General features: G+C 62.3%; 21 protein-coding genes. 12 read left to right on the top strand and 9 right to left on the bottom strand.

The genetic code is table 11. The annotated features are described in order from the left end of the window. Positions 1-81: 81 nt before the first annotated feature. Both D0T11_RS13470 and D0T11_RS13475 read right to left on the bottom strand, forming a co-directional pair. The gene (locus D0T11_RS13470) at positions 82-657 is read right to left on the bottom strand and encodes a ribonuclease HII (protein WP_119656320.1); all 576 of its coding nucleotides are present in this window, start codon (positions 655-657) and stop codon (positions 82-84) included. 143 nt (positions 658-800) lie between these two features. Continuing rightward, complete coding sequence (locus tag D0T11_RS13475; protein WP_119656321.1) at positions 801-1,046, bottom strand: hypothetical protein; 246 nt, start codon at positions 1,044-1,046, stop codon at positions 801-803. Positions 1,047-1,530: 484 nt separating this feature from the next. Here D0T11_RS13475 and D0T11_RS13480 point away from each other — a divergent pair, with 484 nt between their 5' ends. The 8 genes from D0T11_RS13480 (at position 1,531) to prfB (ending at position 10,772) form a co-directional block, all read left to right on the top strand. Continuing rightward, a complete protein-coding gene (locus D0T11_RS13480; protein WP_119656322.1) occupies positions 1,531-2,100 on the top strand; it encodes an NUDIX domain-containing protein in 570 nt (189 codons plus the stop codon). Between the two features lie 142 nt (positions 2,101-2,242). Beyond that, positions 2,243-3,082, top strand: coding sequence for a lysophospholipid acyltransferase family protein (locus D0T11_RS13485; protein WP_119656323.1), 840 nt, complete (start codon positions 2,243-2,245; stop codon positions 3,080-3,082). A 527-nt stretch (positions 3,083-3,609) separates the two neighbouring features. Next, positions 3,610-3,897 carry an Asp-tRNA(Asn)/Glu-tRNA(Gln) amidotransferase subunit GatC gene (gene gatC / locus D0T11_RS13490; protein WP_119656324.1) on the top strand — a complete coding sequence of 96 codons (288 nt, stop codon included), beginning with the start codon at positions 3,610-3,612 and terminating at the stop codon, positions 3,895-3,897. Between the two features lie 3 nt (positions 3,898-3,900). Further along, positions 3,901-6,957 carry a tetratricopeptide repeat protein gene (locus D0T11_RS13495; protein WP_147374651.1) on the top strand — a complete coding sequence of 1,019 codons (3,057 nt, stop codon included), beginning with the start codon at positions 3,901-3,903 and terminating at the stop codon, positions 6,955-6,957. 17 nt (positions 6,958-6,974) lie between these two features. After that, entirely contained in the window at positions 6,975-7,694 is a 720-nt protein-coding gene (locus D0T11_RS13500) for an ABC transporter ATP-binding protein (protein ID WP_119656326.1), read from the top strand. Positions 7,695-7,766: 72 nt separating this feature from the next. After that, positions 7,767-8,315: a cob(I)yrinic acid a,c-diamide adenosyltransferase gene (locus D0T11_RS13505; protein ID WP_119656396.1), complete on the top strand. Its 549-nt coding sequence runs from the start codon at positions 7,767-7,769 to the stop codon at positions 8,313-8,315. A 155-nt stretch (positions 8,316-8,470) separates the two neighbouring features. Continuing rightward, a complete protein-coding gene (locus D0T11_RS13510; RefSeq protein WP_119656327.1) occupies positions 8,471-9,535 on the top strand; it encodes a branched-chain amino acid aminotransferase in 1,065 nt (354 codons plus the stop codon). Between the two features lie 159 nt (positions 9,536-9,694). Beyond that, positions 9,695-10,772, top strand: a protein-coding gene (gene prfB, locus D0T11_RS13515; protein ID WP_119656328.1) for a peptide chain release factor 2 whose coding sequence is annotated in 2 segments (ribosomal slippage) — positions 9,695-9,754 and positions 9,756-10,772 — 1,077 coding nt in all. Because the reading frame shifts where the segments join, the coding sequence is not laid out codon by codon here. A 71-nt stretch (positions 10,773-10,843) separates the two neighbouring features. Here prfB and D0T11_RS13520 read toward each other — a convergent pair. The 3 genes from D0T11_RS13520 to D0T11_RS13530 form a co-directional block, all read right to left on the bottom strand. After that, positions 10,844-12,208: a RagB/SusD family nutrient uptake outer membrane protein gene (locus D0T11_RS13520; RefSeq protein WP_119656329.1), complete on the bottom strand. Its 1,365-nt coding sequence runs from the start codon at positions 12,206-12,208 to the stop codon at positions 10,844-10,846. A 44-nt stretch (positions 12,209-12,252) separates the two neighbouring features. Next, complete coding sequence (locus tag D0T11_RS13525; protein WP_147374652.1) at positions 12,253-15,231, bottom strand: SusC/RagA family TonB-linked outer membrane protein; 2,979 nt, start codon at positions 15,229-15,231, stop codon at positions 12,253-12,255. Positions 15,232-15,454: 223 nt separating this feature from the next. Further along, positions 15,455-16,957 carry a GH3 family domain-containing protein gene (locus D0T11_RS13530; protein ID WP_119656331.1) on the bottom strand — a complete coding sequence of 501 codons (1,503 nt, stop codon included), beginning with the start codon at positions 16,955-16,957 and terminating at the stop codon, positions 15,455-15,457. A 179-nt stretch (positions 16,958-17,136) separates the two neighbouring features. On the opposite strand from D0T11_RS13530, the gene D0T11_RS13535 reads away from it, so the two are divergent. From D0T11_RS13535 to D0T11_RS13545, 3 genes are all read left to right on the top strand, one after another. Further along, complete coding sequence (locus D0T11_RS13535; RefSeq protein ID WP_119656332.1) at positions 17,137-17,565, top strand: OsmC family peroxiredoxin; 429 nt, start codon at positions 17,137-17,139, stop codon at positions 17,563-17,565. A 92-nt stretch (positions 17,566-17,657) separates the two neighbouring features. Next, complete coding sequence (locus D0T11_RS13540) at positions 17,658-18,110, top strand: OsmC family peroxiredoxin (protein ID WP_119656333.1); 453 nt, start codon at positions 17,658-17,660, stop codon at positions 18,108-18,110. A gap of 47 nt (positions 18,111-18,157) precedes the next feature. Further along, positions 18,158-18,640: a hypothetical protein gene (locus D0T11_RS13545; RefSeq protein WP_119656334.1), complete on the top strand. Its 483-nt coding sequence runs from the start codon at positions 18,158-18,160 to the stop codon at positions 18,638-18,640. A gap of 120 nt (positions 18,641-18,760) precedes the next feature. On the opposite strand, the gene dnaA is transcribed toward D0T11_RS13545, so the two are convergent. The 4 genes from dnaA to D0T11_RS13565 all read right to left on the bottom strand — a co-directional run bounded on the left by dnaA (position 18,761) and on the right by D0T11_RS13565 (position 23,821). Continuing rightward, positions 18,761-20,260 carry a chromosomal replication initiator protein DnaA gene (dnaA, locus tag D0T11_RS13550; protein WP_119656335.1) on the bottom strand — a complete coding sequence of 500 codons (1,500 nt, stop codon included), beginning with the start codon at positions 20,258-20,260 and terminating at the stop codon, positions 18,761-18,763. Between the two features lie 179 nt (positions 20,261-20,439). Beyond that, positions 20,440-21,369 (bottom strand): bifunctional metallophosphatase/5'-nucleotidase, encoded by a 930-nt coding sequence (locus D0T11_RS13555; RefSeq protein ID WP_119656397.1) that lies wholly within the window; start codon positions 21,367-21,369, stop codon positions 20,440-20,442. Between the two features lie 209 nt (positions 21,370-21,578). Further along, on the bottom strand, positions 21,579-22,334 hold the full coding sequence (locus tag D0T11_RS13560; protein ID WP_119656336.1) for a 5'-nucleotidase C-terminal domain-containing protein: 756 nt from the start codon (positions 22,332-22,334) through the stop codon (positions 21,579-21,581). A 272-nt stretch (positions 22,335-22,606) separates the two neighbouring features. Then, entirely contained in the window at positions 22,607-23,821 is a 1,215-nt protein-coding gene (locus D0T11_RS13565; RefSeq protein ID WP_119656337.1) for an outer membrane beta-barrel protein, read from the bottom strand. 173 nt (positions 23,822-23,994) lie between these two features. On the opposite strand from D0T11_RS13565, the gene D0T11_RS13570 reads away from it, so the two are divergent. Further along, positions 23,995-25,782 carry a methylmalonyl-CoA mutase family protein gene (locus D0T11_RS13570; protein ID WP_119656338.1) on the top strand — a complete coding sequence of 596 codons (1,788 nt, stop codon included), beginning with the start codon at positions 23,995-23,997 and terminating at the stop codon, positions 25,780-25,782. Positions 25,783-25,784: the final 2 nt, after the last annotated feature.

Below are 25,784 nucleotides of genomic sequence, written 5' to 3' on the forward strand. Positions count from 1 at the left end.
ACTCCTCACTCCTCACTCCTCACTCCTCACTCCTCACTCCTCACTCCTCACTCCTCACTCCTCACTCCTCAACTTTTTCCCTCACAGCAGCCGGAAGCCCAGGCGGTGGTGCTCGGTGGGGCCGTGCTCCCGGATGGCGGCGCGGTGGCGGGCAGTAGGGTAGCCCGCGTTCTGCTCCCAGCCGTAGGGCGGATACTGCGCGGCCAGCGCCCGCATCCGGTCGTCGCGGAAGGTTTTGGCCAGCACCGAGGCCGCCGCGATACTGCGGTAGAGGCCGTCGCCGCCGATAATGCAGGTGTGGGGCAGCGTGGGGTGGGCCTTGAACCGGTTGCCATCGACGAGCAGGTGGGTAGGCTGGGGCCGTAGCTGGGCCACCGCCCGGTGCATGGCCAGGTAGCTGGCCTGGGCGATGTTGAGGGCCGTGATTTCCTGGGTGGAGGCCTCGCCCACGGCCCAGGCCACGGCCTCCCGGCAGATGGCTTCGCGCACCAGCTCACGGCGGCGGGCCGTCATCTGCTTGGAATCGTTGAGAAACTGGGGCGCGAAATCGGGGGGCAGCATAACGGCGGCGGCGAAAACCGGGCCGGCCAGGCAGCCCCGGCCGGCTTCATCGAGGCCCGCTTCCAGGGGTTGGCCGGTATGAGTGACGAGTAGCATGGGGAGTTCGGCGTTGGGTAGTCGGGGGAAGTAGCGGGCCGCAAAGCTGGCACAAAAAAGCCCGTTGCCTAACGCGGGTACGCTCGGGCAACAGGCTTTGCAGGTATGGGGGGGGCGGCAAACATGCGGCCCGACTCAGGCAGTTATTGGTGGGTGCCGGCGTTGGAGCCTTCGCGGCCGGGGTTCTGCTCGCCCCGGCGGGCACCCTGACTGTCGCGGGGGCCTTCGTCGATGTTGGCTTCTTCGGCTTCGGTGGTGTATACGTTGGTCGTGGGTCCCAGACCGCCGTTTTTCTTGGCCAGTTCCGCTTCGGCTTCGGCGTGCTTCAGATTGAATAATGGGTCGCCTTCCTGGGGCGGGATGGACTGGTTTTTCGATTGGTTAGCCATAGCGTACGGAGCGCCAGCCGGAATGTGAACGACTGGTCAGGCTATGGTACGGGCACGTTTCCCCGGGGGTTGGCCCGATGCGCTTACAGGATTTGGGCGGGCCACTGCCGGGGCCTGGCGGGCAGCGGGTTAGCGGCGGCGCGGGCCTCCGCCACCGTGGCGGGCAAAATAAAAAGGCCGCTGCCAGGGGCAGCGGCCTTTTCCTTCGCATTGGCTGGCAAAATATCATTCATCCACCCTACTCCTTTTGCCAGGAACCAACACTACGCGGGAAGCGCCTTCCTTTCCATAAACCCTACCCGCGCTGAATAATTAGTAAGTCAAAAGTATACGGTGGCGGGGTGGCGTTTGGATTTATTGGACCAATGCCCGGCCCGACCCGGTCAATGGAGCCTTCCGCCCGGCGAGAGAAAGTGCGGGGGCCGCCAACCCGGGTTCCCGCCGTACCTTCGCCCCGTTCTTCGCTCCGCTTCACTTGCTGCTTATGGCTTCTTCCGCCCCCGACTTCGACCCGAACCACAACCCCTGGCAGACCCGGGGCTCGGCAACGGTGTACCAGAACCCCTGGATCCGGGTGCGGGAGGATCAGATCATCAACCCCGCCGGCAACCCGGGCATCTACGGGGTGGTGTCGATGAAAAACAAGGCCCTGGGCATTGTGCCCGTGGATGCCCAGGGCAACACCTGGCTGGTGGGCCAGTACCGCTACCCGCTCAGCGAGTACAGCTGGGAAATTCCGATGGGCGGCGGCCCCGTGGCGCTCGACGTGCTCGAATCGGCCCGGCGGGAGCTGCGCGAGGAAACCGGCCTGCACGCCGCCCGCTGGACCAACATCATGCGCCTGCACACCTCCAACTCCGTGACCGACGAGGAAGGCTTCGTGTTTCTGGCCCAGGACCTGGAGCAGGGCGATACGGAGCCGGAGGAAACCGAGGACCTGCGCCTCTGGAAGCTGCCCCTCGCCGAGGCCGTGCAGCTGGTGATGGATAACCGCATTACCGATGCCATCAGCGTGGCCGGTTTGCTTAAGGCGGCCCGGCTGCTGGGCGTGTAGGCCCGGCCCGGTGGGGGCAGGCCCGGAACAGCCGGGCAGTTCCAGCCTTCATCTGTTCTTTAGCAACGGACGCCGAAGTTGCGGCCCTTCTCCTGGAAATTATTTTTCCTGATCCGCGTTTCGCCCCCTCACCCGATACCTTATGGCGCGTCTGTTTCGATATATCGGTCACCGGCTCTACACCACCTGGGCCACGTTCTGGTTTGTGCTGCCCTTCGTGCTGACGTATCCGGTGCAGTGGGCGCTGAGCAAGTGGCCGGCCGGGCATCGGTACCTGCACGCGCTCAACCGGGGCTGGTCGCACTTCTTTATCCTGATGTGGGGGATGCCGGTGGAAACCATCGGGCGCGCAAACGTGCTGCCCGCCGGCCGGCCCGCCGTGTACGTGGCCAACCACAGTTCCCTGATTGATATTCCGCTCCTGTTCCGCACCCTGCCGGGCTGGCTGAATGTGCTGGGCAAAAGCTCCCTGGCCAAAGTTCCGCTCTGGGGGCCGATTTTCGGGCGCGCCTACCTCACCGTCGACCGCAACAGCGCCGTGAGCCGGGGCCGGGCGCTGGTACTGGCCCGCCGGGTGCTGGCGGAAGGCCGGGCAGTCATCATCTTCCCCGAGGGCCAGATTTCCCGCCAGGCCGGCCGCGAGTTGGAGGAGTTCAAGGATGGCGCATTCCAGCTCGCCATTGCGGCCGGCGTACCCATCGTGCCCATCACAATGCCCCTCAACCACCGCTTCCTGCCCGATGTGGGTGGCCTGCGCGTGCGCTACTCCCCGCTGGCCATCATCGTGCACGCCCCCATTGCCACCACCGGCCTCACCGCCGCCGATGCGCCCGCCCTGCGCCGGCAGGCCCAGGCCACCATTGCCAGCGCCCTGCGCCCCGAAGCCGGCGGCCTGCCCGAAGCCAGCACCTGGCGGGCCACGCCCCCCAGCCCACCGGAGCCAGCCCCGCACCCGGCCAGCCGGCAGAAAAGCCCGGCCTAGTAGCCGTCGGCGGCCGTTTTCAATATGTTGGCCCGGTGTCGGGACGCAAAAATGCGTCTCTGCATCGGGCCAATAGCGTCTGCTGCTTTCTTATGGGCAGCTACCAACCGTTTGCCCAACCAGGTAACGGCCGTTACGCGGTAGCCCCAGCGGGGCGGCACGACTCGCTCACCCGTCGGTGTCGCCCCGCTGGAGCTACCGCCTAACAGCAGCAGGTAGGCAGGCAACCACTTTTTTCTGAACTTGCCTACCTGACAGGTAGGCAGGCAACCACTTTTTTCTGAACTTGCCTACCTGATAGGTAGGCAGACTACCACGTTTTTCTGAGCCTGCCTACCTGGTGCTCGTGGCCTTTGGCCTGGGCGGGCCAGCTCCCCGGGGCGGATGCTTCGGCACCGTGCGACGGGGCAGAATGCCCGTACGGGGGCGCATGGCCGCAGACGGGTGGTGGGCGGAAAGTAAAAAGGCGGCACCCGACGCCGAACGCCGTATCTTGCGGCTCTTTCACCCGTATTTTCTTTCTATCCGTGAGCACCGACCTGGCTACCCTGCGCGGCCTGGCCCATCTGGCCCGCCTCGAATTCGACGACACCAAAGAGCAGCAGATGCTCGGCGACCTGAACAAAATCCTCGACTGGGTAGACCAGCTCCGCCAGCTCGACACGACCGACGTGGAGCCGCTCGTGCACCTGTCGCAGGAAATCAACGTGCTGCGCCCCGATGAGGCCCGCAACAGCGTGAGCCACCAGGCCGGCCTAAGCAACGCCCCGCGCAAGGATTCCGACTATTTCCGCGTACCCAAAGTCCTCGACTAACGCTTGACGCCCCTTCCTTCCACCTCCGTTGTTGGGGCCGGTGCGGCCCCTGTGCCGGGCCGGGCCGGCCGTTGGTCGGTGCCGCTGCTGGTGCTGGCCGTGTGCGCGGCCCTGGCCATAGGGCTGGCGGGCTGGCACTTTTTTACGGCTGAAGACGCGGTGCTGCCCCTGCACCCGGTGGTCCAGCTCACGCCCGTGCCCACCACCGTGGCCCGCGTGATGGTGGGTCTGGCCCAACTGCCGGTGCAGGCCAACAGCTACCTCATCACCCAGACCTACGACGTGGCCGGCCCCTTCCTGCGGCCGGGCGCGGCCCTGGGCCTGGTGCTGCTGCTGGGCGTGGCGTTGGCCTACTTTCTGGCCGCTATTACCAGCCTTCCCCGGCTGGTTTTCGTGGCCGGTATGGCCCTGGTGATTTTCCTGCTGATGTCGCTGAACGCGGATTTGCTGGCGGTATTCGCGGTGGGCAAGCGGTATTTTCTGCTCCTGGCCCTGGGGGCGCTGGGCGGCCCGGCCTACTATTTCCACGCCTTCCGGCCGGAAACCTCTTTCCCGACTCGACTGGCCACGTTTGCGGTCCTGGTGGCAGTTCTGGGCGGGGTGCTGTTTCTGAAAAACCCCAACCCGGCCGACCTCACGGCCCTGCACCTGAGCGCCTTTTTCACGGTGGGCGGGGCGGTGGCCTTCGGGCTGCTGGTGCTGTGGGTGTGCTTTGAGAACGTGCACGGTTTGCTCTGGCTGAACACCCAGGCCGAAACGCCCGCCGGCCGCTACGGCCTGCTGCCCTTGCTGCTGGCCGGCGGCCTCTACCTGGGGGCGCTGCTGCTCTACTACCTCAACCAGAGCGAGCTGGTGCTGGTGCCCGGCCTCTACCTCGACCCCTACCTGCTGCTGGTGCCGGCCGTGGCAGTGGGCTGGCTGGGCCTGGAGCGCCGGGCCGCCACGTTCGGCGAGTGGGTGCCGCTGCCGGCCGCCCGCCTGCTGTTTCTGGTGCTGGTGCTGCTGGCCGCCGCCGTGCTGGGCTACGCCCTGGCCACCGCTAACGACCCGCTCCTGCAAGCCGGCCGCGACTTCACGGCCCTGGCCTTTTTGTGCGGGGGCACGGCGTTTCTGCTCTACGTACTGCTGAACTTCGGGCCGCTGCTGCGCCAGAAGAAGGCCGTGTACCGGGTGGTGTTCCAGCCCCGCCGCCTGCCGTTCTACGCCCTGTACGCCCTCACGCTGGTGGCCCTGGTGGCCGTCACGATGCGCAACAATTTTTTCCTCATTGATCAGGTGCAGGCGGCCTCGTTCAACAACCTGGGCGACCTCTCACGCCTCGAAAGCGAGCTGCTGCCCGACGACCTGTCCCGGGCGTTGCTGGCCGAGCGCTACTACGCCGAAAGCGACGCCCTCGACCAGCACAACCACAAGGCCAGCCTGGGCCGGGCCGCCCTCTACCGCTTCCGCCTCCAGCGCCAGAACGAAATCAACATCCTGCGCCGGGCCCTCGACCGCCGCCCTTCGCCCCGGATTTCGTTGCGGCTGGCGGCCCTCTACAACGAGCCCAAGGACTTCTTCGACCACCTGGACGTGCTGCGCGCGGGCCTGCGGGCCAACCCGGCCAATGCGGCCCTCAACGCCGATCTGGCCCAGCTCTACTCCCGCTCCGCCCTGCGCGACTCGGTGGCCTTCTACCGCGACCGGGCCCGGGCCGCCAACCCCGACGACGCCACGCTGCCCGCCAACGAGCTGGCCTACCGCATCAGGCAGCAGCAGTGGAACGAGGCCCGGGCGCTGGTAACGAGCACCGGCCCCGCTGCGTCGGCAGCTTTCCGCAGCAATGCCCTGCTGCTGGCCCAGCTCACCGGTCAGCCCGCCCCCGCCACCGCCCTGCCCGACTCCACCGCCGCCCTCACCAGCATCCGCTTCGCGCTGCTCTACCACGACGGCCTGAACCGCGCCGTGCGGGGCGACACCGCGCTGCTGCCGCTGCTGCCCGCGTTGGCCGCCCAGCCCGCCAACGCGCCTTACCTCGATCAGCTGAGGTTTCTGCGGGCCTTCACCCAGCACTACGGGGGCCGGCCGGTAGCCGCCCAGACGACCATCCTGCCCCTGGCCACCGGTTCCGGCCCGGCCACGGCCTACTACCAGCAGCTCCAGGGCCTCTGGCTGCTCGACCAGCACCTGCCCGCCCCGGCCGCCCTGCGCCTCCAGGAAGCCCGCGAAAACGGCTCCGCCCCGGCCGCCCTGCCTGAAGCCTACGCCCTGGCCCTCACCAACCAGCCCGACTCCGCCCGCCAGGTGGCCCGCCGCGCTCCCGCTTCGCCGGCCGGCCGCCTGCTGCTGGCGGCGCTGGCTCCTGATCTGCGCACGAGCTACGGCCAGGCTCCCGACTCGGTGCGGGTGCAGTACCTGGTGCTGCGCGGCGACGAATTGCCCACTGCGGCCCTGCTGCCCGCCGCCGCCGGCGTGGCCGACCCCGCGTTGCGGGCGGTGGCCCTGCGGGCTCAGCTGCCCCGGGTCCTGGAAGCCGGCCAGTTGGCGGCCGTACGTCAGGCCCTGGCTTCGGCGCCGAAACCAGCCGACGCTACGGCTTCGCCCTGGAACGTGCTGCGGGGGGAGCTGTACGTGCGCGGCCGGCAGTGGCCGGAGCTGCGCCAGTTGGTGCAGCAGGGCACTTTCCGGGGCTTCCATGCGTTCCAGCGCCTCTACTTCCGCGCTGCGCTGGCCGAAGCCGACAAGCAGCCCGAGCAGGCGGCCCGCCTGTATGCCGAGCTGGTGCGGGAAGCGCCCTTCGGGGAGAACGGCCTGGTAGCCGCCGCCGCCTTCCACACCCGCCGCCAGGATTTTGCGGCCGCCTACAACGTACTGCTGCGCGGCATCGACTACAACCCGCAGTCGGTGCCCCTGCTCAGGGCCTACGTGCTGGCGGCCGTGCCGGTGGGCCTCACGGAGTACGCCGAGTCGCCGCTTTACCGCCTGGGCACGTTGCTTTCCCCCGCGGATTATGGTACCTTTCGTACAGAGTATGCGGCCCGCCGCGCGGCCCACGCCGCCGCCGCCGCCCCCTGGAACTAACCCTGGACCCTTCGGTTATGCTGCCTCCCGTTATCGAAACCACTGATATTTCCAAGGTCTACCGCATGGGAGCCGAGGAAATTCACGCCCTGCAATCGGTGACCATCACCATTCAGCGCGGCGAGTACGTTGCCTTCATGGGGCCGTCCGGCTCGGGCAAATCGACGCTCATGAACATCGTGGGCTGCCTCGATACGCCCTCCGGCGGCCAGTACATCCTCAACGGCAAGGACGTCAGCAACATGAGCGACAACCAGCTGGCCGACGTGCGCAACCGCGAAATCGGGTTCGTTTTCCAGTCGTTCAACCTGCTGCCCCGCGCCACCTCCCTCGACAATGTGGCCCTGCCCCTCATCTACGCCGGTTACGGCAAGAGTGAGCGCCACGATATGGCCCGCGAGGCCCTGCGCAGCGTGGGGCTGGCCGACCGGGCCCTGCACCGGCCCAACGAGCTTAGCGGTGGCCAGCGCCAACGCGTGGCCATTGCCCGCGCCCTGGTCAACAACCCCAGCATCATCCTGGCCGACGAACCGACCGGCGCCCTCGACACCCGCACCAGCCACGAGATTATGGAGCTGTTCGAGGCCCTCTACGCCCGTGGCAACACCATTATTATGGTGACTCACGAGGAGGATATTGCCCTCCACGCCCACCGCATCGTGCGCCTGCGCGACGGACTGGTGGAGTCGGACGAGGTAAACCACAACACCCCGGCCAGTCAGCTCGCCAACCATTAGGCCCCGCCGCCCAACATTTCCGGGGGGTTGGAGGTACTAGGTTTCTATTCCACCTTTTTTCGCCTTCCCCGCTTGAAAATCTATACCAAAACCGGCGACCAGGGCCTGACCTCGCTCATCGGCGGCACCCGCGTGCCCAAATCCAGCCTCCGCATCGACTGCTACGGCACCGTGGACGAGCTCAACTCCTACATCGGTCTGCTGCGCGACCAGCCCGTGAATGCCGGGCGCCGCGCTTTGCTCAAGGAAATCCAGGACCGGCTGTTCACCATCGGCGCTTCCCTGGCTTCCGACCCGGAGAAGTCGAAGATGAAGATTCCGGACCTGCACGCCGAGGACGTGGCGTTGCTGGAGCAGGAAATGGACCGCATGAACGAGACGCTGCCCGAGCTGCGCGTGTTCGTGCTGCCCGGCGGCCATCAGTCTGTGTCGTTTGCCCACCTGGCCCGCTGCGTGTGCCGCCGCACCGAGCGCCTCGTCATTCATTTGCGCGAGGATTCCTTCGTGGCCGATCTGGTGGTGATGTACCTCAACCGGCTGTCGGATTATCTGTTCGTGCTCAGCCGCCAGATGGCCTACGAGCTGGACGCGGAAGAGGTGAAATGGGAGCCCCGGATGTAAGCCAGGCCCCTGCTCAACCTAACGAGTGTTCGGAAGAAATTCTGCATCTTTAGGTTTCCGTCCTTTTCCCACCCTCCCCCGCCCACCGGGCAGGTCGTTGCCAGTTGGTGGCAAGGTTTTCCCGGTAATTTTTCACCCCGCCCCACCCTTTTTCTATGCTTGACACCCTGACTATCCCGACGCAGCGCACCACCAACTCCCGCCTGCCCGGGGTGGATTTCGCTAGCTTGGACTTCGGCAAAACGTTTTCCGACCACATGCTGGTGGTGGATTACCACGACGGCGAGTGGCAGGAGCCCCAGATTCTGCCCTACGGCCCGATGACCGTGAGCCCCGCCAACTCGGCCATTCACTACGGCCAGTCGATTTTCGAGGGCATGAAGGCCTATAAGAACAAGGCCGGCGAGGTATCCGTTTTCCGCCCGCTGGATAACTTCCACCGCCTCAACGCTTCGGCCGAGCGCATGTGCATGCCCGCCCTGCCGGAGGAAATATTTATGCAGGGCCTCTTGCAGCTCGTGCGCCTGGACACGGGCTGGGTGCCGGATTTTGCGGGCAGCGCCCTCTACATTCGCCCCTTCATGTTTGCCACCGACGCCATGCTGGGCGTGCGCCCTTCGGAATCGTACCGCTTCATGATTATCACCTGCCCGGTGGGCCTGTACTACCCTAAGCCGCTGCGCGTGCGCTTCGAGGAGCGCTACGTGCGCTCGGCCGAGGGCGGGGCCGGTTTTGCCAAGAACGCCGGTAACTACGGCGCGGCCATGTACCCCACCAAGCTGGGTCAGCAGGAAGGCTACAACCAGCTCATCTGGACCGATGCCTCGGAGCATAAGTACGTGGAGGAGTCGGGCACGATGAACGCCGTTTTCATCATCGATGGCCGCCTCGTAACGCCCGCCCTGAGCACCTCCATCCTCGACGGCATCACCCGCCGCAGCGTTCTCCAACTGGCCCGCGACTGGGGTATGGACGTGGAGGAGCGGAAAGTGTCAGCCCTGGAAATTCTCGACGCCCAGGCCAACGGAACCCTCCAGGAAGCCTTCGGTGTGGGCACGGCCGCTACCATTGCCTCCATTGCCGTCATCGGCTACCAGGGCGAAGACTATACCCTGCCCGTGCCCCCGACTGATGCTTTCTCGCGCCGTGCGGCGGCAGCCCTCACGGCCATCCGCAGCGGCGAAGCCCCCGATACCCACGGCTGGATGGTGCGCGTGTAACGCCTTCCTCGTGCGCGTAACTGCCCGGCAGATGAGTCGGAGCCCGTGGCTTCGCTTCGTTTGCCGGGTATTTTTTTGCCACCTTTGACCTTTCTCGTTCCCGGCCCCCCGGAGTTATCCGGATGGCGGAACGTCATTTTTCATTCACACTTTTTTTCCATGACCTACGACCAGGTGAAGGAGTTGAAGGGCCGCGCTGAGGCCCTGAGGAGGTATCTTTGACTACGATACCCGCAAAGAACAGGTAGAAGAAATTGAGGCCCAGACCACCGCGCCCGGCTTCTGGGACGACTCGAAACAGGCCGAAGCCACCATGCGCGAGCTAAAGGGCATCAAGGTCTGGACCGACGACTACGAGGGCGTATCCAAGCAGGTCGACGACGTGGAGGTGCTCTACGAGTTTCACCGCGAAGGCGACGTGCCCGAGGAGGAGATGCAGCGCGAATTCAAAGTCGCCGAGCAGTCGGTGGAGCGCCTGGAATTCAAGCGCATGCTCTCCGACGAGGAGGACCAGCTTTCCGCCGTCATCGACATCAACCCCGGGGCCGGTGGTACCGAAAGCCAGGACTGGGCCGAGATGCTCATGCGCATGTACATCATGTGGGGCGAGAAGCAGGGCTTCACCGTGCGCCAGCTCAGCTACCAGCCCGGGGAAGGGGCCGGCATCAAATCTGCCTCCCTGGAAATCGACGGCCAGTTTGCCTACGGCTACCTGAAAAGCGAAATCGGGGTGCACCGGCTGGTGCGCATGTCACCCTTCGACAGCAGCGGCCGGCGGCATACCTCCTTCGCCTCCGTGTTTGCCTACCCGGTGATTGATGACACCATCAACATTGAAATCAACCCGGCCGACATCAGCTGGGACACGTTCCGGGCGGGTGGGGCCGGCGGCCAGAACGTGAACAAGGTGGAAACGGCCGTCCGCCTGACCCACGCCCCGTCCGGCATCATCATCGCCGTCCAGATTGAGCGCAGCCAGCTCATGAACAAGGAACACGCGCTACGCATGCTCAAGTCCCGTCTCTACCAGATCGAGATGGACAAGCGCAACGCCGCCCGCGACGTGGTGGAAGCCGGCAAGAAGCGCATCGACTTCGGCTCCCAGATCCGCAACTACGTGCTCCACCCCTACAAGCTCATCAAGGACCTGCGCACCGGCATTGAGCGCACCGACGTGCAGAACGTGCTGGACGGAGACCTGGAGGAGTATATCAAGGGGTATCTGATGCAGAGCTAGTGTTAGCTTATAGCCACAAAAAAAGCCCTCCGCATCTGCGGAGGGCTTTTTTTGTGGGCTTGTAATACAGCTTACGGATTAGCTACGTCCCACTGAACTTCAGCAAAAGGAAGCGGCATTTGCTCCAAAATACTCGTCTTTTTGCCATCGGAAGTCGTTTCCGGGGTGATGTCACCCAAACGGTTCAGACGACGCAAATCAACCCAGCGCTGGCCTTCATAGAAGAGCGAGTAGCGGCGATGATAGAGAATCTCGTTCAGCAACTTTGCATCCGAATCAGCAACGGTAACGGGAGCTACTTTGTAGAAGTTCGCCAGTACGTTGATGGCAGCTACGGCATCGGCTTTTTTACCGGTATTGAGGTAGGCCTCGGCCGCAATCAGGATGAGCTCCTCGTTCTTGATAACCGGAATCGGAGCAGTGTTGTTGGCGTAGAGCGCTGGCTCATACTCCGAGCTCAAGCCCGTAGTGGAACGCAGGTCGCGCTTGCGCACTTTGCTGATCCGGGTATCGCCGGGGCGGATATCGGTTACGAAAGAAGGATGTGCTACCACGACCGTAGAACCTTTGCTGTTCACTACCTGGAACAGGGAGTTGAACACATCTGGACTCGCTCCGCCGTAGTTGAACGACGGACCAGCCGTAGGCGCAGCCGTTAAGCTGAAGAAGCTGGCCTGTACTGCCGTCAGTGCTTCTGCATAGCTATTGGAGCGAATTGCCGTGCGAGCTGCCAACGCCCGGTTGAACTGCAACATGGTGGCCGGCGTCTTGAAATTGGTGAAGCCGGATGGTACCGGAAACGGCAGCGTAGCCCCCGCATTGGCAAACTGGCTGGCACCCAGGTCCAGCTTTGCCTTGATAGCAGCTAGTACTTCCGGATACGGCTTGATTTTGCCCGGCTTCAAAGGATCAGTCACGTCAATCCGCAAACCATTCTTGTATTGCAGATCCGACAGAATCAGCATAGCGTACGCTTCAGCCGTATTGGCGAAGCCCAGGTAGCCATTACGCTGCTCGTCGGAAATCTGCGGGCTCTTAGCAGCTGCATCCGCCAGGGTACGGGCCGTGCGGCGGGCAGAGGAGTACGAACCGAAATAACCACTCAGGTAGTTGGCATTGTCGATGGGCTGAATGCCCAGCAACTCCGTCACGTAACGGTTGTCCGAGGTCGACAACACATAAATTTCCCGGCCAATTACGCCCGGCACCTGGTAAGCCAGCAGAATACCCTGTCCGGTACCGCTACCATTGGTACGGATGTCGGAAAAAGTACCCGTGGCCAGAAAGTCCAGCTGCGATTTGGTTGGGTTATCCAGGAAGGAGGTGCGGTCCGGAAAGTTGGGGTCCGTCACATCGTCCAGTTCAAAGAAACTGCACGACCCTAAGGACAGCACCATACCACCCAGGCACAATGCTTTGGTTAAATTTTTATACATCTGCTTCAGCGAAGTTAAGAGAGGAAGGAATGACCAGGGTTGGCTTAAAAATCGACGGCCAAGTGGAAGAACATGCGCCGGGAGCTAGGGAAAGCGGCCAGGTCAATGTTTCCTCCTACCGGGCGGCTACCGAAAGTAGAAACTTCCGGATCATAGCCTCCTTTATAAGGTGTGATCAGCAGTAAGTTGTTCCCGGAAACCCCGATTTTTACGCGCTCTACTGCTCGGCCCAAAGTGCCGCCCAACGCTTCCTTCTTGAAGGTGTAGTACAAGGAAACCTCCCGCAGCTTCATGTAGCTGGCATCCTGAATAAACCCTTCAGTACCCTGATTGTAGCGACGCTCCCCCAGGGTGGTTACTGTACCGTCGGCGGCAGTCTCTGGGGCATTGCTGTAATCCTTGGTCGTACCCCCTTCGTCGTAGAGCAGTTGGGTCAGCGTGCTGTTGTAACCGCCCTCTTTCACGTGAATCAGGAAAGAGAAGTCGATGTTCTTCAGAATGGTGAAGTTGTTAGCAAACGTCATCTGGTATTTCGGCTGCGACTCCTCGTAAGGGGTCAGCTCGCCGTTGACCAGCGGGGCACCGAACCAGCGGGTCGGCGACTCGTTGAGCTTGAGCTGATTCCGCCCGAAGGAGTTCCCGAAGCCTGGACCTACGATCTGCGTTCCAACGTCCAGCTTGGTTACCTCCGTACGGTTGAACCAGAACTGCGTACGGTTGGTATAGCGGAAGTTGGGCTGATCAACCGCCGTTACTGCCAGGCCCAGTTCGATGCCCTTATTGACCATGTCGCCAATCGGGAAACCAGTTACACTGGTAGCGCCAGTGGAGGGTGCCAGTGGGAAAGTCAGGATAAGACCCTTTACGTTTTTGCGGTAAGCGGTAGCCTCCAGCGTCAGACGATTTTCCAGGAAGCCCAGGTCAATGCCGCCTTCCAGCTCGGTAGCCCGTTCCGGAGCCACTTTATCATAACCGATGAGCGTGGAATTCCGCAGGCCTAAGCGGTTGTCGACGCTAACGCTCAACAGGCGGCTGAAATAGTCGCCGAAACCTGCTGGTCCGCCGGTTTCCCCGTACGCAGCCCGAATCTTGAACTGGCTGATCGGGTCAACCGTCCAGAAATCGAAGTTGGCGATGTTTACGGCCAACGAGGCTTTCGGGAAGTAGTAGAGCTTGTTTTCTTCCGAATTCAAAGTACTCTTATCCGCCCGGATACCTACCGTGGCAACCACTTTGTCATCAAAGTTAGCTTCCTGCTGGAAGTAAGCGCCCACGTCGGTATTGCGCGTGAAAGACTGACCCAGGGTCTGGATTTTAGCCAGCGCCGGGTTGCGCGTGCCGGGAATCAGACCTTCCCCTTGGGTGTAGGAGCCGTCAAAGTTCTGCGTCAAGCGCACGAAACCACCCTGCGACGTGAGGCCTATTTTACCAATCTGATGATTCAATACCAGAATGGTATTCAGGTTGGTGTTGAGCTGCCGGTTTTTGGAATACCGGGAAGCACCCGGGTTAGCATTGGCCCGCTGAGACTGCAAGTCATCCGGCAGATATAGTTCCTGCTCCGTCAGGGTGTAATCGACACCCCCCTGCACGTTGAGCCGCAACGAAGTGCGGTCGTTACGCAGGAAGTAATAGTTGAGCGTTCCGGTCTGGATGAAGCGGTTGGTTTTCTCGTCGTTTACCGCCCGGTCGCGGATGGCCAGCGGGTTTTCGCCGCCGTACTCGTTGTCCGGATACACGCCGTTCACCGGGAATAGGTTGGCGTAGCTCGGCAAGTAGGGCAACGCGTAGCTTACCGAAGCGTCGTTGTTGGCGTTGTTGGTAAAGCCCCGCTGGTTCGACGCGTTGGTGTAGTTGGTTTGCGTGCCGATTTCCAGGTTCTTGGTAATGTCGGCGTTCAGGTTGGCCCGGATAGAACTGCGGCGGAAGCCCAGATTCTTCACGATGCTGCCTTCGTCGGCATTCGAGCCCGAGATGTAGTAGCGAATTTTATCACTACCGCCCGAAACGTTGAGGTTGGTATTGCTCAGGAAACCGACGTTGCCGAAAATCTCGTCTTCGTAGTCGTAGATCTGCCCGGCGGCCTGCGCGGCATTCAGACGCGCTATTTCACCGGCTACGGTACCCGTACCACGGAGGCGGCCGAAGTTACGGATTTTGCTCTCAGTCCAGTCTTCCTGGCCCAACCGGCGCAGAATGGTGGCAACGCCAACATCCTGACGGAAGCCAACCTGAGTGCGGCCGGATTTGCCACGCTTGGTGGTAATGATGATTACGCCGTTGTTGGCCCGCGTACCATAAATAGCGGCGGCCGACGACCCTTTCAGAACTTCGATCGACTCGATGTCGTCCGGGTTGATGTCCGACATCCGGTTGGTGGAACCGTCCTGGCGGTTGCCACCGGCGGCGGTGAAGGCGTTGGAGCCCCGACCCGAATCGTAGGAGGAGTTGTTGGCGTACACTCCATCAATGATGTAGAGGGGTTCCGTGCTGTTGGAAATTGAGGACGGCCCGCGCAGCTGCACCGACAGACCACCACCCGGCGCACCACTGTTCTGGGTGATAACGGCCCCGGACAGCTTGCCATACATGGCCTGGTCCACGGTAGCGGCCCGCGTGTTGCCAACCAGCTCCTTAGCCGAAATAGAGGCAACGTTGTTGGCCAGGTTGGAGCGCTTCACGTTGGAAGCCAGACCACTTACCACCACCTCGCCTAACTGCTTGGAGTCGGTAACCAGCCCGATGTCAATGGAGGAGGAAGTTCCGATAGGACGCTCTATCGGAAGAAATCCAATAGAAGAAAATGTTAGCGTACTGGCGGAGGCCGGTGCGCTAAGCGTGTACGAGCCATCGGAGTTGGTTGACACCCCGATGGTCGTACCCTTCACAAGTACCGTTACCCCCGGCAGTCCCTGACCGGTTTCCCGATCAGTTACCCGGCCGGAGATTTGCCGATCTTGTGCGGCCGCCTGCTGCAACAGGGCGGGCGCGACCAGAGCCGCAGTTAATAAAATTTTCCGCATGTGAGTGAAAAAGTGTTTAGTGAGATTAAACTGGCTTCCAAGGTAAGATTTGTTGTTGGAATTGAAAAAAATCAAACGCTGATCCTACTTGCTGCTAAAAGTAGTCAACTATGGTAACATTTATTGAAAGTCCTGCAAAGAAGCGTCAACTGAACTGTATTCAGGCTGATCTTCCTGAAAAAGAAACATTATTGACTGCCAAAAATCCAAAATTATGCCGCTTTCAGTAACTACAGCCCTCCAACAGTCCGTCGGCTAGGGTCCGGTCATTGCTCAGGCGCGGCACCTTATTCTGCCCACCCAGCTTGCCGTGGCGTTTCATATAATGCCGGAAAGCGCCAGCGGGCAACGGGGTGAGCCGCAACGGAACCAGGATATTACCTGCCAGCAGGTCATTGTAGTAGGTATTGCGCTGCCGCAAACCCGCGTCGAGGGTGGCCGCAAAAGCGGCGGTGTCGTGGGGCGGGCGGGCGAATTCGACGAGCCACTCGTGGCGGGAGGCCACGGCGGGGTCGTCGCTGATCAGGGGAGCGACGGTGAACTCGACTACCTCCACTTCCGGGTGCTGGCGCATAGCGTCGCGCAGAGCCTGCTCCACTTCCTCCCCGATGACATGCTCGCCGAAAGCGGACAGAAAATGCTTGATGCGGCCCGATACCACCACCCGAAACGGATACCGGCTCACGAACCGGACCGTATCGCCGAGACTGTAGCCCCAGAGCCCGGCGTTGCTGGTGAGCACCAGCGCGTACTGCCGGTCCAGTTCTACCTCGGCCAGGGTCAGGCGGGGCGGGTTGGGCTCAAAAAACCGCTCCGCCGGGACAAATTCGTAGAAAATACCGGCGTTCAGCAGCAGCAGCAGACCGGGGTTGCCAGGCTCATCCTGGAAGGCCAGGAAGCCCTCGGAGGCCGGAAACAGCTCCACGCTGTCAACGGGACGGCCAATGGTGTCGAAGAGTTTTTTGCGGTAAGGCTCGAAATTCACCCCGCCGTACACGAACAGGTCGAACTGCGGAAACACCTCCCCTACCGGCCGGCCGGTGCGGGCCACAATCCGGTCGAAGTACATCTGCACCCAGGGCGGAATCCCCGAAATGAGCGTCATCGGGGCCGGCAGCGTTTCGTCCACGATGCGGTCGAGCTTGGTTTCCCAGTCCTCGATGCAGTTGGTTTCGTGGCCCGGCAACTGGTTGCGGCGCAGATAGGCCGGGACGTGGTGGTTGACGATGCCCGAGAGCCGGCCCACGGGCAGGCCATTGACCCGCTCCAGTTCCGGGGAGCCCGAGAGAAACATCATCTTCCCGTCGAGAAAACGGCTTTTCCCGGTGCGGTGTACGTAGTGGAGCAGCGCGTCGCGGGCTCCGTTGAGGTGGTTGGGAATACTCGCCTGGGTGAGCGGAATGTACTTGGCCCCGGAGGTAGTGCCGCTGGTTTTGGCCAGATACAGCGGTCGGCCCGGCCAGAGCACCTCCGCCTCGCCGGCTTTCACGCGCTCGAAATAGGGCTTTAAGGCCTCATAGTCGCGGATGGGGACGCGGACGGCCAGGTCCTGGGCGGTGCGGGCGGAGGCCAGGTCGTGGTCGTGGCCGAAGGCGGTGCGGGCGCCCTGGGCCAGCAAGTCGCGCAGCACCCGCTGCTGGGTACCGATGGGGTCCTGCTGCCAGCGGCGGTACTGCTGCGCCACGTAAGCGGCCAGGGGTCGGGACAGGGAGGATTTCAGGCCCATCGGCAGTAGCTGAACTAGTAAAGAGTCTAATATGGGGTAGCATCCGGCAGCTTGCTGCTCTGGCAACGACTGGCGCGGGAATCAGGGACAATGAAGCTCTCTTCTCATCTTTCTGTACGCTTCTGCCGTACCCTGTTCGGTAAACTTACCATTTCCTCTCATACTCAAAACAATTCCTTATGACGCATCAACGAGGCAACGCTGTTTGGAACGGCGACATTAAAGGCAGCGGCGAACTTTCGACCCAGAGCGGTACGGTGCAGGCGCCCTATTCGGTTGGGGCCCGCTTTGAAGGCGAGAAGGGCACGAACCCGGAAGAACTCATCGGGGCAGCCCACGCCGGCTGTTTCACCATGTTCCTGACCGGTAACCTGACCAAGGCTGGCAAGCAGGTCCAGCAGATCCGGACCGAATCGAAGGTGACGCTCGACACGTCGGGCGACGTGCCGAAAGTCGTTAAAATCAGCCTCAGCACCGAGGGCGAGGTGGCAGGCCTCTCGCAGGAGGAGTTTCAGCAGCAGGCCGAGTATGCCAAGGAAAACTGCCCCATGTCGGTGCTGTTGAAAGGCGTGCCCGAAATGGAGCTGGCCTCGGCCAAGCTCAAGTAAACGACCGTAGCCGGCGCGGCGGGTGGGCAGTAGCCGGTCCGCCGCGCCGTTTTTTTGCCCGCGGGCATTTCACTTTTTCAAGGAATTACCACATGGCTTATCAACGGGGCAATGCCCTTTGGCACGGCGATATTGCGGCGGGCAGCGGCGAAGTATGGTCGCAGAGCGGGGCCGTGCGGGCCGTTTACGCCGCCGGGGCGCTGGTGGAGGGCCGCAAGGGCACCAACCCCGAGGAGCTGCTGGCCACGGCCCACGCCAGCTGCTTCACCATTTTTCTGGCCCGGCTGCTGAGCCTGGCCGGCACCCCCGCCCAGCGCATCCAGACCGAGTCGAAGGCCGTGGTCGATACGTCGGGCGACGTACCGAAAGTGGTGGGCATCCAGCTGAGCACTGAAGCCGAAGTGGCCGGCCTGACGCCGGAGGAGTTCCGGCAGTACGCCGAAACGGCTAAGGAAAACTGCCCTATCTCGCAGCTGCTCAAGGACAGCCTTGGGCTGCAACTGGTAGCGGCGCGGTTGCAGCAGCAACATAATTCCGGCAACTAAAAACAACTCCTTACTTTTACGCTCTCCCTCGGTTCTTTTTTGCTTTTATGCACCCAGCTTCTACCCGCATTCGTCTCCGGCCCGCCAACACGCAACGCATTCCTTTCTGGGGGCAGATTTTTCTGGGCCTGATGTGGGTGGCCTACACCATTTCGCTTATCGTAACGGGCGCAGGTGCCAGCGACATGCACTTTCTGCACTACGTGTTCCTGGTGTTCAGCCTCGTGTACCTGGGCTACGTGCTGGTGCATAACTCGCCCATTTTCGGCACCCAGAGCTACCTGGAGTTCACCCCCGGCTACATCGTGCACAAAGACGGGCTGTTTCGGGCCAAGCAGGCTTTTCCGGCCGAGGGCATCACCTCGCTCGAACTCGCAGCGCAGCAGCTGCGCGTGCAGCTCCAGGACGGCAATACCCACGCCATGAGCCTGCGCCAGGTGCGCGGCGTCAAGCGCCGCCGCCTCATGCGCGAGCAGGTGCGCGCCTTCGCCACCAAGCACAACATCGCCCTGCGCGACGCCCAGGCGTAAGTTTTTTTCTTGAGCTGTTAGCTGAAAAAACGAATAAGGCCCCGTACTTAACCGAGTACGGGGCCTGGTTTTGTGCGAGGCAAATAGGTTTTCTGAACTTCAGCTAACAGCTGAGTAGAATTACCTGCCGGCGAACTTCTTGCGCAGCTCCACGATGGTGTTGCGGAACGATTTATCCGAATCAATCAGGTCGGAAACCGTCTGGACGGAGTGGATGACCGTGCTGTGGTCGCGGCCGCCGAAGTGGTGCCCAATGCTTTTAAGCGAATGGCTGGTGTGCTCCTTGGCGAAGTACATGGCTACCTGCCGGGCCGTTACGACTTCCTTCTTGCGGGTTTTGGCCTTGAGCAGGTCCAGCGGCACGCTGAAATATTCGGCGCAGGTTTTCTGGATGAAGTCGATGTTCACCTCCGCCTCCACCTCCTCGATAATGTGGCGCAGGGCCTGCTTGGCCATTTCCAGGTCGATTTCGCGGCGGTTGAGGCTGCTTTGGGCCACCAGCGAAATCAGCACGCCTTCCAGCTCCCGCACGTTGGTGTTCACCGAGTGGGCCAGGTACTCCACCACCTGGGGCGGAATATCAATGCCGTCCTGCTGCATCTTGTTCTGGATGATGGCCATCCGCGTCTCAAAGTCGGGGCTCTGCAAATCGGCCGTCAGGCCCCACTTGAAGCGGGAGAGCAGCCGGTCTTCGAGGCCCACCAAATCGCGCGGGGGGCGGTCGGAGGTCATCACGATCTGCTTGCCGGCCTGGTGCAGGTGGTTGAAGATGTGGAAGAACATCTCCTGGGTTTTGTCTTTGCCCGAGAGAAACTGCACGTCGTCGAGAATCAGGATATCAACCAGCAGGTAGAAGTTGGCAAAGTCCTGGACCTGGTTGGAGCGCAGGCTCTCGATGAACTGGTTGGTGAACTTCTCGGCCGACACGTAGAGCACGAACTTATCGGTGTTGGTGGCCTTGATGTGGTTGCCGATGGCCTGCACCAGGTGGGTTTTGCCCAGGCCCACGCCCCCGTAAATCATGAGTGGGTTGAAGCTGGTGGTGCCGGGCTTGTTGGCTACGGCCAACCCAGCCGAGCGCGAAAGGCGGTTGCAGTCGCCCTCGATGTAGTTTTCGAAGGTATAAGTGGTATTGAGCTGGGACTTAAGGTAGTCGCGCTCAATGGTTTTGCTGGCTTCGAAGGGGTTGCGCAGGGTGGCCGGGGTGGGGGCGGGCATTACGGCGGCGGCGGCCACGTTGCGGGCCGAGGCCGTCTGGGCGCTGTACTCCATGGCCCGGGCGGCGGGCGTAGCCGAAGCCGCCGGGCCGGCCGCCCGGCGGGCCGTGGGCAGGTTGAGCGTGCGGGGCTTCTGCTGGGCGTTGCCCTGGTCCACCACAATGCTGTACTCCAGGCGGCCATCAGGACCCAGCTCCTGGTTGATGGCCCGCTTGAGTTCCTCCACGTAGTGCTCTTCGAGAAACTCGTAGAAATACGTGCTCGGCACCTGAATCAGGAGCACATTGTTGTGCAGCTGCACCGGCACGATGGGTTGAAACCACGTGCGGAAGCTCTGCTCACCAATCGTTGATTTGATGACGCGAAGACAGTTGGCCCAGACGGTTTGGCAATCCTTCAGCATCAATCAAATAAGGCAAAAACAATATGGGGGCAGGTGAGGCAGCTAACAGGACAGCAAAGGGCCGGAGCCGGGGCTTTTTTTTGGAGGGAGACAAAAATGTGGAAAACTAAGGAGACAAAAAATCCCCCCGGTGCTTGTATTTCACCCGGTTTTACCACGTCCCTCCTCTGGCGTGGCGGTTAGGCCGCCGTAATGGGGAGCACGGCCGTAGCGGCCACCGTAGGCCGGCGGTGGCCCCGCTCGAAGGAATAATCGAGGCGGCCGAGGTTGATGCCCGACCAGCCCACCTGGTTGATGAGCGTGGCCTGGCCGTTGGGGCTGGCTACGGAATCGGGCGCTTCCAGGAACGTATGGGTGTGGCCGCCTAGTATAAGGTCGATGCCGCTGACCTGGGCGGCCAGCTTACGGTCGTCGATTTTGGCGCTTTCGTACTTGTAGCCCAGGTGGGAGAGGCAAATGACCAGGTCGCACTTTTCGGCTCCGCGCAGCTTGGCTACCATAGCGTTGGCGGCGGCCACGGGGTCGAGGTACTTGGTGGCCCCGAAGTTCTTGTCGGCCACCAGCCCGGCCATTTCAATGCCCAGCCCGAACACGCCGACGCGGATGCCCTGCTTTTCGAACACCTTATATGGCTGAAATTTACCGGCCAGCAAGGTATCCGTGAAGTCGTAGTTGGCAATCAGGAAGGGGAAGGTGGCGTGGGGCAGCTGCTTTTGCAGGCCTTCCAGGCCGTTGTCGAAATCGTGGTTGCCGAGGGTGCTGGCGTCGTAGGCCATCTGGCTCATCAGCTTGTACTCCAGCTCGCCCTGGAAGAAGTTGAAGTAGGGCGTGCCCTGCCAGATGTCGCCGGAGTCGAGCAGCAGCACGTTGGATTCCTGCCGGCGCACCTGCTCGATGAGGGCCGCGCGCCGGGCCATGCCGCCCATGCCCGCCCACTGGGCCGCATTTTCGGGGAAGGGCTCGATGCGGGAGTGCATGTCGTTGGTGTGCAGGATAGTCAGGCGCACGGGTTTGCTATCGGCGGCCGCGGCCGGCACGGCCCCCGCGCCCAACACCCCCAACGAGGCCACACCCAGGCCGGTATACTTCAGAAATTCGCGCCGATTGATCACAGATGGGGCAGATTTAGGAGATGACACTGACGCAGGCATCAGGCCACGGATAAGAAAAGAGGAAAAAGCAGCGGGGCCGACGAGGCTCCGGTTCGCACCCGGCAACCACATGCCTTTTTCCGGCTGAGTAGCTGGTAGCTGGCCGATGAAGAGGCGGCTGACGACTGAATCAGTGAAACAACGCTGATTCAGTCGTCAGCCGTAGTTTATTTCACCCGGCCCTCTACGCGGGCCTCAATGGGTTTGCCCTGCCGGGTCTGGTCCTTGATGTAGTCGGCAATGGCGTTGCGCAGCAGCACGCCCGTGCCCCGGGGCGGGAGGGCCTTGAAGAACACCATGCCGTCGCCGCCCCCGGCCAGGTAGTCGGAAATGGCAATGGGATAGGTCTGGGCCGGGTTGAAGGGCTGCCCCCCGATCAGGATGTTCTGGGGCTTGGCATCGGGTCCGATGGTGTAGGTAGCCCCCGAAACGGCCATTTTGAGGCGGGCGGAATAGGCAAACAGCTGCTCTACCACGTTGCCGGGGGCATCCAGCACCACCAGCTCGTTCTCGAAGGGCATCAGCTCGAACACGGAGCCCAGCGTAACTGTTCCGGCCGGAATCGGGGCGCGCAGCCCCCCATTCGACATCACGCCCAAGGCCACCGGCTGGCCCAACTCGGCGCTGGCCCGCACCCGCTGGATGTCGCCCACAAAATTGGCCAGCGGCGACTCGCCGGAGTTCTTGGTGATGGCCACCGGCGCGGTGCCCAGTACGGCCGTCATCTGCTCCACCACCCGCTGGCGGTAGGGCGCGATGGTTGCTACCGCCTGCGCGTTATCGGCCAGGACGGCGCTTACGGGTTGGGCCGTAACGGGGGCCAGTTGCGCTTTGGCCTGGTAAGCCCCGCGCTGGCAGGCCGGGGCCAGGGCCACGGTAGCCAGCAGGCCCAGGGCCGGTACCCAGGAACGAAATAGGTGCATCAGATCAGCAGATTTTGGGAAAGCAGAGGCCAAAGATACGGCGGCGCGGCCGGAGTTGGAACCGTATGCTGGCTATTCAGGCCTCCTGAGTAGAAGACGCCAAAGCGGTAGTCGGGCAAATAAAACGCCCTTACACAGTGAGAACGCACATCCCGTCACCGGTAACCCAGGTCAATAACCAACGCTCTTGGAGAGTAAGCGGCAGTGAAAACCGACCCGGAAGCCGCTGTATGCAAGCGATCCTGCGTGCGCCTCACCGTATGGAGCATTTGTTAACGCTCCTTACGCAAGCCGTAGCCCAGCGTAACACCCCAACGGTTCATTCCGGCCTGCACACCCTCTGAATCAATAAAGCCCGTGCTCCAGTCATATCGCAGGGCTACGCTGACCGGGTGCATGCCAATTACCTGCTTACTGAAGCCAATACCCGCCTGGACGCCGCTATCCAATTTCCGAAGATTTGCTTCGGGAATCAGCCGGCGCTCGAGGTAGCCACTGTAAAACGGATAACGCAGCATACCCTCGTGCGACAAGGCTACATTGGCCACGTACCCGACCTGGCTGAATAGCTGCCATTTATCCAGAGGAAGCGTGTAGCGTAGGAGCAAAGGAATGCGCAAATAATCGATTGTCACCTGGATTTCCTGGTTGGGGGTAGCGGCCGTACTGTAGGTGCCACCGTACTGTTCATGGGAATAGTAGGCTTCGAGACGCGCGGAAATCGTGGGTGAGCGACTGGAAGTCAGGGCAATGCCCATCCCCCAGGTAGGTGTTATCTTGCGAAACGTGGCTCCGGCGTAAATCACGTCGCCCGAAAACGCTACTTCCCCGCGCTGTATTCCGGCAAGTGCTTCAAGCTGTAGTTGAAGCTGCGTTTGCCGAACCACCCGCTGCGGAAGCTGCCCCATACACCTGGTGTTGTAGGTACTGATAAGATCAAGCAGCGCTTTTTCTCTGAATGGTGTGGTCGTAATCTGGGGTTGCAGGTGCAGACATTCCTGAAAAGCAGTTGCCAACACTTGCTGATATTCCCGCCCTTCCACGTAGATGTCGACGCCGTCCTGCTGACGCGTCTGCCGGGTATTGGCAAGTTGTTCCAACTTACCAGCCGGTGTTAAGAGATAATACTTTTCCACTCCTTTGCGCGTCACAACCCGGTAGAGAGAGGCCGGCCCACGTACCAGCCGCTCGAGAAAGTACCGGGAAGTCGGCGGCGTGTCTTCTCCGGCAAGTTCAAATGCCTCCCAATCCTGTCGCCCCACTACACCATATGCTTTAATGTCGGCGGGGGTATACACGCTAGCCTGATGCCCGGCCGACCGGAGCTCCACCTGACGGCTATTCAGGTCTTGGCCGCGCAGGTTTATATCACCACGCAATGTGTCGCCGGTAGCCATAACAATATAACCGGGTCGGAAATTGGTTTGCGCTTCAACTGCGCTGGCACTACCTAACAGCAGTGGAAGGAGTAATTTCTTCAGCATCATTCTGCACAAGCAACAAAGAGGGTAACAGGAAATACGTCGGTGGCTGGGTAACTGAACCGGGCAAAGGTACGGCTCAGACCTTCTGCCCGCCAAAAACCGCTTTTCACCCCCGAACCAGTATCTTTAGCCCCGGCCTCCGGGCCGGCTGTTTCCCTACCCCACCCCGCTGCTTTATGGCTGATTCGCCGCAACCCGTGCCCGTTTCCTTTGCTGAGTTCCCCGCCGTTACCACCGCCCAATGGCAGCAGCGCCTGGCCCGCGACCTAAAAGGCCAGGACCCGGCCACGCTCAGCTGGCAGACACCCGACGGCTTTCCGGTAGCGCCCTTCTACCACCAGGAAGCCCTCCAGGAGCTGGGCGGGCTCCCGGCTCCGCAGGTGCGGGCGGGCGCCACCTGGCGCAACGTGCCCACCTACGCGGTGGCCGCCCTCGACCGGGGCCACGCGGCCATCGACCGGGCGGCGGCCGCCCTGGGCCTGGGGGCCGAGGGCGCGCACTTCGTGCTGGCCCACGCCGATGGCTTCGATGTGGAGTACCTGAGCCGGCAGATTCCGCTGGCCGAAACGTACGTGGGCTACTCGGTGCGCGGCGGTGGGGCGGCCCTGGTGGCGCGGCTGGCCGGAGCCGGGGTGGCGCTCAAAGGATTTCTGGTATCCGACCCCCTTACCCGCCACGCTCCGGATCTGGCCGCCCAGCAGCAGGAGCTGCGGGCCATGGTGGCGGCCGGCCGGGCCTGGCCCGAATTCCGTGCGCTGGGCCTCGATGTGGCCTACTACGGCAACCGGGGGGCAACGGCCACCCAGCAGCTGGCCTATGCGCTGAGCACGGCCGCCGCCTACCTGAGCGCGCTGCCCACCGACGAGCTGCCGCTGGCCGACGTAGCGGCGGCCCTGCACCTGCACGTGGCAGTGGCCCCAAACTACTTCTTCGAGATGGCCAAGCTGCGGGCGCTGCGCCGGCTCTGGGCCACCCTGCTCCACGCCTACGAGCTGCCGGCCGGGGTGGCCCAGCGGCTGACCATCTTCGCCAGCACCGCCACCTGGAGCCAGACCACCCTCGACCCGCACACCAACCTGCTGCGCGTGACGACCGAGGCCATGAGCGCCGTGCTGGGCGGCGCCGACGCCGTGAGCGTGGGCACCTTCGACAGCCTGTTTCACGCCCCCAACGAGTTTGCTGAACGCCTGGCCCGCAACCTGCCCATTCTGCTGCGCGAAGAAGCCTACCTGGGCCGCGTGCAGGACCCGGCCGCCGGCTCCTTCTACCTCGAAACGCTCACCGATACGCTGGCCCGGGAGGCCTGGGCGCTGTTTCAGCAGCTGGAAGCGGCCGGCGGACTGCCCGCCGCCACCGGCCTGATCCTGGAGCAGCTGCACTCGGCCGCGCAGGTGCAGTTCCGGCGCATCGCCAGCGGCGAGCAGGTGGTCGTGGGCACCAACCGCTACCAGAACACCCACGAACAGTTCGACTACAACCCCAAGCGCCTCCTGCGCAGCCAGGGCTTCGACAGCACCCGGGCCGCTTATCCTACCGAAGTGCTGCGCCTGGCTACGGCCCTGCACTTCGAGCGCCGCGAAAAAAAGAAGAAGCGCGCGGCCCTGGTCCTCTTAGGCGCGCATACCAACCAGCTCATCCTCGACTCGTTCCTGCTGACGTTGCCGGCCCTGGAAAGACCCGAGCTGCGCCAGTCCCACCCCGAAGGAACGCTTTCGGTCTTGTTTTCCTCGTTCGAGCAGGCCACGCTCATGTACGCCACGCCCGAGCAGTTCGGGCGGGTGGCCCGCGCCATCAGCCAGGTCCCGATTGACGAGCCCAACTTCCTGCCCCCCGCCCTGCTCACCGCCGATCTGGCCACCATGCAGGAAGCCATCCATATTTTCGGACTAAAAGAATTTTCCGTGGAAGGCTACAGCACCGAGGACGTACTGGCCCGGTTGCAGGGGAAGGGAATTAAAAATTAAAA

It is taken from the genome of Hymenobacter rubripertinctus, from assembly GCF_003583925.1.
In the GTDB taxonomy this organism is placed as follows: domain Bacteria; phylum Bacteroidota; class Bacteroidia; order Cytophagales; family Hymenobacteraceae; genus Hymenobacter; species Hymenobacter rubripertinctus.